The sequence below is a fragment of the Actinomyces succiniciruminis genome (assembly GCF_900002405.1).
In the GTDB taxonomy this organism is placed as follows: domain Bacteria; phylum Actinomycetota; class Actinomycetes; order Actinomycetales; family Actinomycetaceae; genus Actinomyces; species Actinomyces succiniciruminis.
This window is the reverse complement of the sequence record NZ_LK995499.1, coordinates 23903-34659: the sequence shown is the minus strand read 5'-3', so window position 1 is coordinate 34659 and position 10757 is coordinate 23903. Positions and strand designations below refer to the sequence as shown.

Sequence of the window (10757 nt, the reverse complement as noted above, 5' to 3'; positions counted from 1 at the left end):
GGACCGGCTGGTGGTGCTGCGGGGCTGCTCGGACCGGTACGTGATGCGCGTGATCCGCCCGTTCTGGGATGCCGGGTGGGGTCTGTCGGATCTGGTCGGGGCGGTGGATCGGAGGCCTGATGGGGCGGCGTGGCCGCATAGCGGGGCGCGGGGTGTGCGTGAGCCGGCCCGGTGGCTGGCGTATCGGCTGATGGCGTGGCTGGATGAGGCGGGCGAGCCTCTGCCGGCGCCGTCGCAGGTGCGGCGGCGTGAGCATGAGCGTGTGCTGGCGGAGCGGGCCAGGCTGGAGGCGGCTCGGCGGGCACGCGCCCAGGCGGTGGCGGCCGAGCGGGAGCGCTTTGGGGGCGGCGTGGGGCCGGCCCAGCTGGCGGCGGCCCGGGTGGCGGCCGAATTGGCCGGCCGGTCGAGGCAGTACTGGAGGCGGTCGTGGTCCGCGGGGTCGTGGACAGGAGTGACAGGACCGGCCGACGGCGCGAGTGGGGGTGATGCGCGATGAGCAGAGGCGTGAGGGCATCGCTGGTGGTGTTGGTGGTGGTTGCGGTGCTGCTGACCCCGGTGGCGGGTGTCGGGATCCTGGCGGTGTTGATGTTCGGTCATCACCAGGGCGAGCAGGCGTCGGCTGCGGTGTGCTCGGTGAGCCTGGGTGATACGACCTCGCTGGAGGCCACCACGGCCTCGGGGGCCACCATCACGCTGGGCGCGACGCAGCTGGAGAATGCGGCGGCGATTATCGCGGCCGGCAACGAGGCGGGCGCTGGCCAGGCGGGTCAGGTGGTCGCCCTGATGACTGCGCTGCAGGAGACGAGGCTGCTGAACCTGGCGAACCCTGCGGTCCCGGAGTCACTGAGCCTGCCCAATGACGGGGAGGGCTCCAACTACGACAGTGTTGGCGTGTTTCAGCAGCGGCCGTCGATGGGCTGGGGTGCGGTGGCGGACTTGATGACGCCCGCAACATCGGCGCTCATCTTTTATGAGCGGCTCATGAGCGTGGGCGGCTGGCAGGACATGGCGCCGGGCCGGGCCGCCCAGACTGTCCAGCGGTCGGCGTACCCCGACGCTTATGACCGGTGGGAGCCGGTCGCCGACACGCTGGTGTCGGCCCTGTCGAGCGTGTCCTGCGCCAGCAGCACCAGCTCCGGCGGTGTGCCGGCTGGCCTGGACGAGAAGCGCAACGCCGTGGTGACTTTCGCCCTTCAGCAGGTCGGGGACGCCTATGTGTGGGGCGCCGAGGGGCCCGATCGCTGGGACTGCTCCGGCCTGGTGCAGGGGGCGTATCGGCAGATCGGTATCGAGCTGGAGCACTGGTCTGAGGCGCAGCGGTCGGCCGGCAGGGAGGTGTCGGCGGCGGAGGCGCTACCCGGGGACATCATGTGGTGGCCCGGCCACGTCGCCATCTACCTCGGCAACGGGGAGCTGGTGGGTGCGCAGGGCTATTCGCAGGGTGTGGTGCGGATTCCGGTGTACGGGTCACCGCGCTACATACGGGTCATCGAATGAACAACCCAAGAACCCAAGACCCAGACGAGAACGAGAGGGGACATGAGATGACTGATTGGCTGAAGGACCACCCGGTCAAAGCCGCTGGCCTGGTGGTGGCCGGGCTGGTGGTGGTGCTGGTGGCCGGGCTGGCGCTAGGGGCCTCGACGGATCGGCTGCCCGACCCGAGCAGTGTGGGCGGGACGACGTCGGCGACGGCCGTGCCGGCCCCCGCGTCGGCGGCACCAACGGTGTCGGCCGCCCCGGGGAACTCCGCGAACGTGACCAGCTCGACCGGCGTGGACTTCGGCGCCGGCCTGCCGCGCCTGGGCGACTCACCATTCGCTGAAACGTCCGATCCGGAGGTGTTTGCAGCCAGCGTGCAGGCTGCGGCCGGCTACGACTACTCCAGCTATCAGCCGGATGACGCATTGGCGGAGAAGCAGCGGATCACTGATGAGTGGCTGGCCGGGATGACAGGTGAGGACGGGCCGATGGGCGCGGAGGTGCACAGGGTGATGCGGCAGTCGGTGTCGGATTCGCTGGATCCTGATGAGCTGTCCTACCGGATCGCTGCCCGGGAGGTGGACACGATCGACGTGCTGGCGGTGGAGGCGACTGACAACTCCACGCTGCGCGCCGCCGGCGGCAATCAGGTGTACCTGGACGTGATCGGCAACCGGGACACCCTGTACGCGCTGACGACGCTGGCGAAGGTGACCACGACCGTGGAGGCGGTGCGTGACGTGGCCGGGTGGACGCGCACACAGACCACAGCCACCGTGATGATCGTGCGCTGCGACGGGATGTGCGAGCTGGTCGGAGTACTGGGGAGTGAGGCACAGTGACAACCACAAGCAACATAACCAACATTACTAACGCAACCGACATAACAACGATGACAGGGGCGAAGCCGGGGGCTGTGTGGCGGGTGCTGCTTGGGCTGCTAGTTGCCGTAGTCGTGTCCATGGGTGTGCTGGCACCGCAGGCGACCGCCGCGCCCGTGACTGCGTCGGTGGTCGCCGGGCAGGCGGTGCCGGCGGCGGGGGGTGTGCAGGCGGCGGTGGCGCCGGCTGACATCCTCGGGGACGGATGGAACTGGGTGAAGGACAAGACGACTGAGGGGGCTAAGTGGGTCGGTACCAAGCTGCATGATCTTGGCGTGAGGACGAGCGACACGCTGAAGGTGGTCACCGATCCTGTCGGTACTGTCGCCTCGGCGGTGAATAACGCCGCAGCGGGATGGGTACAGGAGGCCCTCGAACAGGCGGCCGTCTGGGTGGCGTCAACGTTGGGCAAGGCGGTCGCCTGGATCATGTCGATGACGCTGGCCCTGATATTCGCGGTGAATGCGCCGAATCTGGATGCGGATTTCATGTACACCTGGACGGGCCGCGTGCTGGCGTTCGCGATACCGATAACGGTGCTGTTCGCTCTGTATCAGATCATGATCACGAGTATCCAGATGCGTGGCCTGGCGGGCCTGCGACGGGCGATGGGAGGCGCCCTGTTCGGCACCGCCGCGTCGATGATCACCTTGCCGGTGGTCGCGGTGATTGCCAAGGGCATCGACGGCGTGAAGAACGCTTTCGTCGGCTACCTGAAGTTGGATACGGAGGTGTTGTCGCAGAAGCTGGTGGACATCTGGTCCTCGGAAACGTTTAGTGCGTTGGCGGAGGCCTCGCCGACTGGCGCGGCCGCCGGGTCGGCGATGGGGATCTCGTTCATGCTGATCGCATTCTGCTTCATGTGCTTCTTTACGCTGTTGTTCGCGTGCGCGCTGATGGTGATCATGGTGGTGCGCAACATCATGCTGCACGGCGTGGTTGCGGTGTCGCCGCTGGCGTGGTCTGGGCTGGCGGCCGAGCCGACGAGGGGGTGGCCGCGGACGATCCTGGGATGGATCGGCGCGATCCTGGTCGCCCCGATCGGCGTTGTGCTGATCCTGGGCTTGTCCATTAGCGCGCTGGGGGATTTGGATTCCCCGGACACGCTGGATGCGCTGGTGGGGCAGATCATCATGGCCGGCGGCATGTTCTTGCTGGCGCTCTTCGTTCCGGCTGCCTGCTTCAAGTTCTTTAACTTCGCCGGCGAGGCAGCTGTCGCGAGCATGCATCGGGATACGCAGGACGGCATGGAGGAGGGCGGCGAGACCGTGGGCGACACGATCAAGACTGTCGCTGCCGCGGCTGCGGCGGCCGGCGCTGCCGCAGCTGCCGGGCTCGGCGGAGCTGGGGCCGCTGGTGGCGAGGCGGCGGGTGGTGAGGCCGCTGCCGGGGAGGAGGCAGCCTCTACTGAATCCTCGGGCACGTCGGGCACGTCGTCGGGGGCTGACGGTGGAAAGCTTGCCGAAGCTGCGTCCAGCAGTACCCCGACCGGCGGCGACGGCGGCGGAGACGATGGCGGGCTGACGCGGGATGCGGAGCGCGCTGGTAACAGTGCCACTCCCCCACCCGGCGAGGCCGGGCCGGGCGGGGTGGATTACTCCAACGACCCGGGCTATGACCCCGGCGTGAACAGTTGGGGCGACGATAGCGGCGATCCGGGGGCACAGCCGGCTCCGGACTACTACGCGGACCCCTTCGATGATGAGGAAACGTCTTCAGCCTGGGAGGAGGCCTGATGCGCGCCGCGCGCGTGGTGGTTCCGGACGTGGAGCTGTGGGAGCAACTGGTCGACCTGCTCGATTTGGCCGGCGGGCTTCAGGCTGCTGCGCTGCTGTGCTGCGTGGCAGGGCTGGCCCTGTCGGGCCTGGCGTGGGCCGGAGGCAGGGTGAGCAGCCGGCGCCTGTCACAAGCCGGCAAGGCCGGCGTCGTGGTCAGTATCGCCGCCGCGTTCTGCGTCGCGGCGCTGCCAAGCCTGATCGGCTGGATCGTGGACGCCGTGGCCTGACCGCTGTGGTCTGTCTGGTCGTGGACAGGAGTGACAGGAGGCAGGCCAACCGGGCCTGTACTCACTCACGCAGTTGGGAGACGGCCATGGCAAGGTTTCGAAACGCAGTCTGGGCGGCAGTGCCGGCGGGGACGGGTTACGACCCCGCTATTTCGCCGAACTGGACTTTCTTGCCGTTCATGGATGTGCTGACGGATCTGGTGGGGTCGACGGTCGCGGTCGGCATCGTTTGCCTGGTCGCGGTCGCCGCGATCGGCGGTCTGGTGTGGGCCGGCGGGAACTTCTGGGACCACGGCCGAGCCACACAGATCGGCAAGGGCGCGGTGGCGGTGTCGATCATCGCCGCATTCGTGGTTGGCGGCGCGTCCGCGCTGATCCGCTGGGGCGCCCAGGCCGGCTCGGGGATCTGAGATGAGCAGCGCAGCCGTATCCCGCGGGGAGATCTTCCCACGCCGGTCCTCACGTGGCGTGGTGCTGGGCCTGTCCGGGCCGGCGCTCGTGTGCGTGCTGGGCGGTGCGGTGATCGCGGTGTTCTCAATGCCGATTGCCGGGGGCCTGCGGGGGCTGGTGGTTACGGCTCCGGTGTGGGCGCTGCTGTTGGTGCTGGGCCTGGTACCGATGGGTGCCGGTGGAAAGCTGGTGGACTGGATGCCCGTCGGGGTGTCCTATGTTTACCGGCGGGTGTCGGGGCAGCACCAGTGGCGGCGCCCGGTGTGGCGCACGCGCCCCGCGGGCACGCTGGCCCTGGCGGGCTCCCGGGCACGACTAAGGCTGTTCCTCGACGAGCGCGATTCGACGGCGTTCATCCATGACCCCCACAAGCACACATTGACGGCTACGTGCAAGGTGACGCACGGCCAATTCATGATGTCGGACGCGGACAAGCAGGATGAGATGGCGGCCGGCTACGCGGACCTGCTGGCGAGCCTGGGGCAGGCTGACGGGGTGTGCCGGATCCAGGTGCAGCAGCGGTCCATGGCCGACGGCGGCGTCGGCGTGCAGTCCCACTGGGACCAGTGGGAGGACAAGGCGCCGCAGGCCTCGACGGTGCGCCGCAACTATGAGGCGCTGCTGCGGCGCAGCACGACGGCGACTGAGCAGCACGAGTCCTCGATCACGATCACGCTGGACCTGGATGCGGTCAGTGGCGCGGTCAAGTCCTATGGGGGCGGCCTGCGCGGCGGCGCGGCGGTGCTTAGGCAGCGGATGCGGCTGCTGGAAGACCACCTTCCCGCGGCTGGGCTGACGTCGCGTGGGTGGATCACGCCGTCGGAGCTGGCGGTGGTGATTCGCACTGCCTATGACCCCGGGCTGGCGGTGCGTCTGCAGCGGCACCCGGAGGAGGCTGGGGACCTGCCGGACGCGGGCGCGATGGCGGTGGATGACGGCTGGGCGTCGATGCACACGGATACGGGGTGGCATCAGGTGCTGCAAGTTGGTCGGTGGCCGAGGCTGAAGGTTGTCCCGGGGTTTTTGCACCCGCTGGTGCTGGTGCCGGGGGTGAAGCTGTCGATGTCCCTGATCTATAGGCCGATTGAGACGTCGAAGGCTGTGAAGGACGCGCAGCACGACGACGCCCGCGAGGCGGAGGCCCGCGAGGATCGGCGCAAGATCGGGCGGCGGGACACGATCATCCACCGGCGGGAGCGTGCCCAGGCCGAGCGGCACCTGGCGGACCTGGATGACGGGCACAGCGACATGGACCACGTGGCGCTGATCGCCGTTTCGGCGCCGGACAGGGAGGCCCTGGACCGGGCGGTGGAGGACGTGCGGTCGGCGATCCGCAGGGCAAAGTGCACGCCGAGGACGCTGTATGCGCAGCAGGACGAGTTGTTTGACGCAGCGGCTCTGCCGCTGGGGTTGGGGATGCGATGAGCCGGAGAGTGGCAACACTGGTGACGGGCGAGCGCACGCGCGCGCAGGTGCGGGAGGCGTCCAGGGCCGAACGGCACCGCGCCGCGGAGATGCGCCGTGAGCAGCGCGAGCGTGACCGGCAGCTGAAGGCGGCACAGAAGGCGATCTGGGCCGGCGACTACCTGCCGCCGGAGGGAGAGGCGGGCCCACGGATGGGCCGGTCACTGGTGCCGGCCCACGCCCGGGCGGAGCGGGCCACGACCCGTGTGCTGCGCACGCAGTACCCGTTCGTGGCTGAGGAGGGGCTGGGCTCGGCGGGCGCGTATATCGGCTGGGACAAGCTGTCGCGGACGGCGTTCTGCTTCGACCCGTTCGAACTGTATGCACGGCGGATCATTTCGAATCCGAATATCACCGTGTCCGGGGCGATCGGCTCGGGCAAGTCCTCGCTGATGAAGTGCCTGGCACTGCGGTCCGCGGCGTTCGGGCGAAAGACCTTTGTGCCAGGTGATGTGAAAGGTGAGTGGACGCCGGTGGTCAAGGCGGCCGGCGGAGCCGTGATCAGTATCGGCGGCGCGGACGGGGCGAAGCTGAACCCCCTGGATGAGGGCCGCCGGCCCGAGCGCGACCTGGACGGCAAGGTCGTTACCGATGAGCTGTGGGCCAGGACGGTGCAGCGGCAGCGTCACAGCCTGCTGGGCGCGCTCACCTCGGCGCTGCTGGGCCGGCCACTGGACCAGGACGACCACACGGCGCTGGACACGGCGATCGACGCGACCGTGAAGCGGGGCGGCGTACCGCTGGTCCCCACTGTGGTGGAGGAGCTACTGGCCCCGTCGCTGACCGCGGGCCTGCCACTCGGGGCGGCCACCAGTGAGCAGCTGGCGGCCATGGGCCGTGCCGCCGGTCTGGCGTTGCAGCGGATCACGCGCACCGGGGACCTGGCCGGCATGTTCGACGGCCCCTCCACGGTGCGCTTTGACCCTGCTGCGCCGATGATGAGCGTGGACCTGCGCAATATCCCGCAGGGGTCGGAGGCCCTGCCGCTGCTGATGACATGTACTGGCTCGTGGATGGAGTCGGCGCTGCGGGGGGCGGACCTGGGCCAGCGGTACATGATCTATGAGGAGGCCCATCGGCTGATGCCGCTGCCGGGCCTGCTGGACCGCATGCGCGATCAGTTCAAGCTCACCCGGGCGTGGGGGACGGCGAACGTGATCGTGATCCACCGCCTGTCCGACCTGGACGCGGTTGGTGCAGCCGGGTCGAGGGAGCGCGCGGTCGCTGAGGGACTCCTAGCCGACACCAGCACTCGAGTGGTGTATCGGCAGGAGTCGGACCAGCTGGAGGCGGCCCGCCGGACCCTGGGGATGAGCGAGGCAGCCGTGCGGGCGGTCAGTCACCTGATCGTCGGTTCGGGCCTGTGGATGGTCGGCAAGAGGACTTTCCTGGTGGGGCATCAGCGCACCAGGTGGGAGGCGCAGGTTACCGACACCGACGCCGGGATGGGAGCAGGAGCATGAGAGGCGACCAGGATGCGAGCACGTACCTGCTGCTGGGACTGATCGGCACCGGCGTCGGTCTCGGGGCGACCGCCCGGCTGGCCGCAGGCGCAGCCTGCACGCTCGGCGCATGCACGGTGCAGGCGTCGGCACCGACCGGGCTGGTGCGGGTACTGACCGGCCGCTCCCCGGCCGAGGCGTGGCAGGCTGCGGGGATGCCCGCCTGGCTGTTCTGGGCCTGCTGGGCGGCCGAGCTTGTCGCAGTGATAGCGGTGGTGTTGTGGGCATGGTCCCGGTGGGGCGGGCGGCGGCAGCGCCGTCAGGTGGACCCGCGCCGGCAGGCCGGCATGGCCACCGCCGCTCAGGTGCGCCGGCACCTGTCGGCCCGCGCGGTGGAGCGGATGAGGTGGCTGCGCCCAGACTTGGACAAGCCCCGGGCGAAGGATCTGGGCATGCGCGTCGGAATGGCGCGCGGGGTGTGGGTGTGGATCCCGATCGAGGACTCCATGGTGATCTCGGCACCGTCGCGGGCCGGCAAGGGCCGATACTTCGTCGACCCAGTGGTTGTGGAGTACCCGGGCGCGGTGGTAACCACGTCGGTGAGGGCGGAGACCGCGCTGGGTACCGTGCTGGACCGTGCCCAGGTGGGGCCGGTGGCGGTGTTCGCGCCGGCCGGCATCGATGCGGTCGGCCAGGCCGGCGACGTGCTGCGTCGGGCGTCGATCCGCTGGTCGCTGTGGCGGGGATGCGAGGATACTGAGACGGCGATGCGGCGGGCGCGGGCCCTGGCGGCCAACGGCGGTACCAGGGGCACCGGTAACGATGAGTTCTGGGGCGGCAATGCGCGCATGGTGATCGCCCCGCTGCTGCACGCGGCCGCCCTGGGTGAGGTGGATGTGGATGCGCTGGCCAGGTGGGCGAGCCGTCCGGGCCTGGCGCAGGAGGCAGTGTCGATCTTGGCCGGCCACCCACAGGCGGCCCCGGGCTGGGCTGACCAGCTGGCCAGTGCGATGACGGGGGACGACCGCACGGTGGCGAACATCTGGGCGACGGTGCGCACATGCATATCGGAGCCGCTGATGGACCCTGCGGTCCGGGAGGCAATCTCGCCGGCCCCGGGAGAGCAGCTTGATATCGCGGACTTCGTCGGCCGGCGCGGCACCCTGTACATCGTCGGTGACGCGGCTGCCACCAGCGCCCCACTGGTCGCGGCACTGATTGAGGACGTGTACGCGGCGGCCATGGCCATGGCCAACAAGTCGGCGGGCAACCGGCTTACGCCACCCCTGGGTTTGCTGCTGGATGAGATCAACAATATTGCGGCGCTGCCGAGCCTGGGCACGATGATGAGCGCCGGCGGCGGATCGAATGTGACCACGGTGATCGTGGAGCAGTCCCGCGCGCAGGCGGCCGTCCGGCTGGGCAAGGACGCGGCGGACGCGCTCTTCGATTCAGCGACCTCCAAGCTGATCCTGGGTGGGGCCACCAGGAGCGAGACGCTGGCTGAGATCACGGCCGCGGTCGGTGAGCGGGACGTGCGCCGGCGCACCGTGTCCACCGGGCACAGCGCGTGGGGCACCTCCACTTCGTGGGCGGAGGCCGAGGAGAGGATCATGACCGGGGCGCAGCTGCGCGAGCTGCCCAAGGGCACGGCCTTGTTGCTCAAGGGGTCTGCGCCGGCCGTCATCGTGGAGGGCCGGGACCTGGAGTCAAGGGCAGGCCGGCGGGGCCGCCGGCGGCCGGTGACCGAGCAGGCGCCGGTACGAATGGCGTTCACAGGCGCAACCGTCAATGAGAGTGAGGAGTGAACAAGATGGTTGTCGTGTACGGGCGGCCCGGATGTGGGGCCTGTTTTGCCACGAAGCGGGCTCTGACGGCGCGGGGCGTGGACTTCGCGTGGCGGGATATCAGCGCCGATCCGGCGGCTGCACGCAAGGCGAAGGAGATCGCCGGGCGCCTGGGTGAGCGCAGCTTGCCGATCGTGACGACGGATCGGGACGCGTGGGCCGGGTTCCGTAAGGATCGGATCGGTGCACTGCCCCCTGATGTCGGCGGCCGGTCCCGGCCGGCCGCTACACCGACGCGCGAGTTCGCGATGAGCCCGGGGATGTGAACGATGCCTGCGAGCACCAGGAGCACCGGTGGGTTGCGGCACCGGGTCAGGCCGCTGCGCACGAGGAGCCGGACGGCCGCCGGGGCACGGTATGCGGCGTGGATGGCGTCCCCGGCGTGGAGGGCGAGGCGCAGGGAGTGGGTGCGGGAGGAGACCGCCCGCGCCGGGGGCGTGTGGTGTGCGCTGTGCGCACGGCCCTGGAGACCGGATGCCGGGGACCTTCACCACCTGTCCTACAGGAGGCTGGGCCATGAGCGTCATGAGGAGCTGATGGCGATGTGCCGGCCCTGCCACGAGGCACTGCACCGGGTGATCGACGCCTCTCCTGCGTGGCAGCGGCTGATCGCCAAGGGCCACCGGGCGGCGGTGACCCGCACAATCATTCGGCAACTCAAGGCCACGATGGGAGGAGCAGGCAATGAGTGAGAGCGTTGACGCTGACGTTCCGTTCGCACCTACAGTCGACTGGTGGGCGATGACGCCCGATGAGCGACTTGAGACGCTGGGAGAGCTGCGGATCTGGGTCGCCAAGCTGATCGTCGCCTACGGCCACAGGAGTGTCGGGAGCATCCCCCGATGCTGGGAGCAGCACGAGGGGGCGGTACGGCTGCTGGATGCGCTGCACCGGTCGTATCTGATAGCGACGCACCCGGCTCAGGTCGGCGAGGCGCTGATCGGCTGGCACCATAATCTGACATACGTGCGCGAGGAGCTGCGGACACTATTCGGCGGTTGTGCGTGCACCGATACGCATCACGCACCACTGACGCCCCCGAGCTGGGCGACCGACATGGCGGAGGCCGGGAAGGACTCAGACACGTGGCAGGCATGTCAGGACCGGGCACTGGCCGCCTACCGTCAGCAGGTGCAGGAGACAGCCGAACGGGCGACGGACGCCTGATCGACCACTCCCCCGACTA

At 69.4% G+C, this 10757-nt stretch carries 12 protein-coding genes; all 12 read left to right on the top strand.

What is annotated here, in order from left to right; translation table 11 throughout:
* The coding region (locus BN1056_RS07370; protein WP_210580113.1) for a hypothetical protein at positions 1 to 496 on the top strand (496 nt) is incomplete at its 5' end.
* An 8-nt stretch (positions 497 to 504) separates the two neighbouring features.
* Complete coding sequence (locus BN1056_RS07365) at positions 505 to 1497, top strand: C40 family peptidase (protein ID WP_210580112.1); 993 nt, start codon at positions 505 to 507, stop codon at positions 1495 to 1497.
* A gap of 47 nt (positions 1498 to 1544) precedes the next feature.
* Positions 1545 to 2324 (top strand): hypothetical protein, encoded by a 780-nt coding sequence (locus BN1056_RS07360; RefSeq protein WP_210580111.1) that lies wholly within the window; start codon positions 1545 to 1547, stop codon positions 2322 to 2324.
* A 119-nt stretch (positions 2325 to 2443) separates the two neighbouring features.
* On the top strand, positions 2444 to 4099 hold the full coding sequence (locus tag BN1056_RS07355; RefSeq protein WP_210580110.1) for a TrbL/VirB6 family protein: 1656 nt from the start codon (positions 2444 to 2446) through the stop codon (positions 4097 to 4099).
* Positions 4099 to 4368 carry a hypothetical protein gene (locus BN1056_RS07350; protein ID WP_210580109.1) on the top strand — a complete coding sequence of 90 codons (270 nt, stop codon included), beginning with the start codon at positions 4099 to 4101 and terminating at the stop codon, positions 4366 to 4368. Before BN1056_RS07355 ends, BN1056_RS07350 begins: the two co-directional genes overlap by 1 nt.
* A 179-nt stretch (positions 4369 to 4547) precedes the next feature.
* Positions 4548 to 4778, top strand: a complete 231-nt coding sequence (locus tag BN1056_RS07345) for a hypothetical protein (RefSeq protein WP_210580108.1) — start codon at positions 4548 to 4550, stop codon at positions 4776 to 4778.
* Between the two features lies 1 nt (position 4779).
* Positions 4780 to 6243, top strand: coding sequence for an SCO6880 family protein (locus BN1056_RS07340; protein ID WP_210580106.1), 1464 nt, complete (start codon positions 4780 to 4782; stop codon positions 6241 to 6243).
* Between the two features lie 8 nt (positions 6244 to 6251).
* Positions 6252 to 7745 carry an ATP-binding protein gene (locus BN1056_RS07335; RefSeq protein WP_244671571.1) on the top strand — a complete coding sequence of 498 codons (1494 nt, stop codon included), beginning with the start codon at positions 6252 to 6254 and terminating at the stop codon, positions 7743 to 7745.
* A complete protein-coding gene (locus tag BN1056_RS07330; RefSeq protein WP_210580102.1) occupies positions 7742 to 9532 on the top strand; it encodes a type IV secretory system conjugative DNA transfer family protein in 1791 nt (596 codons plus the stop codon). Before BN1056_RS07335 ends, BN1056_RS07330 begins: the two co-directional genes overlap by 4 nt.
* Positions 9533 to 9537: 5 nt before the next feature.
* Positions 9538 to 9837, top strand: coding sequence for a glutaredoxin family protein (locus tag BN1056_RS07325; protein WP_244671573.1), 300 nt, complete (start codon positions 9538 to 9540; stop codon positions 9835 to 9837).
* A 276-nt stretch (positions 9838 to 10113) separates the two neighbouring features.
* On the top strand, positions 10114 to 10263 hold the full coding sequence (locus BN1056_RS07320) for a hypothetical protein (RefSeq protein ID WP_210580098.1): 150 nt from the start codon (positions 10114 to 10116) through the stop codon (positions 10261 to 10263).
* Positions 10256 to 10738: a hypothetical protein gene (locus BN1056_RS07315; RefSeq protein WP_210580096.1), complete on the top strand. Its 483-nt coding sequence runs from the start codon at positions 10256 to 10258 to the stop codon at positions 10736 to 10738. Before BN1056_RS07320 ends, BN1056_RS07315 begins: the two co-directional genes overlap by 8 nt.
* Positions 10739 to 10757: the final 19 nt, after the last annotated feature.

Bases quoted from the DNA above. Each gene is read 5' to 3' on its own strand.
- BN1056_RS07360 (WP_210580111.1), top strand. From the start codon at position 1,545: ATGACTGATTGGCTGAAGGACCACCCGGTCAAAGCCGCTGGCCTGGTG.
- BN1056_RS07355 (WP_210580110.1), top strand. From the start codon at position 2,444: ATGGGTGTGCTGGCACCGCAGGCGACCGCCGCGCCCGTGACTGCGTCG.
- BN1056_RS07350 (WP_210580109.1), top strand. From the start codon at position 4,099: ATGCGCGCCGCGCGCGTGGTGGTTCCGGACGTGGAGCTGTGGGAGCAA.
- BN1056_RS07345 (WP_210580108.1), top strand. From the start codon at position 4,548: ATGGATGTGCTGACGGATCTGGTGGGGTCGACGGTCGCGGTCGGCATC.
- BN1056_RS07340 (WP_210580106.1), top strand. From the start codon at position 4,780: ATGAGCAGCGCAGCCGTATCCCGCGGGGAGATCTTCCCACGCCGGTCC.
- BN1056_RS07330 (WP_210580102.1), top strand. From the start codon at position 7,742: ATGAGAGGCGACCAGGATGCGAGCACGTACCTGCTGCTGGGACTGATC.
- BN1056_RS07325 (WP_244671573.1), top strand. From the start codon at position 9,538: ATGGTTGTCGTGTACGGGCGGCCCGGATGTGGGGCCTGTTTTGCCACG.
- BN1056_RS07320 (WP_210580098.1), top strand. From the start codon at position 10,114: ATGTGCCGGCCCTGCCACGAGGCACTGCACCGGGTGATCGACGCCTCT.
- BN1056_RS07315 (WP_210580096.1), top strand. From the start codon at position 10,256: ATGAGTGAGAGCGTTGACGCTGACGTTCCGTTCGCACCTACAGTCGAC.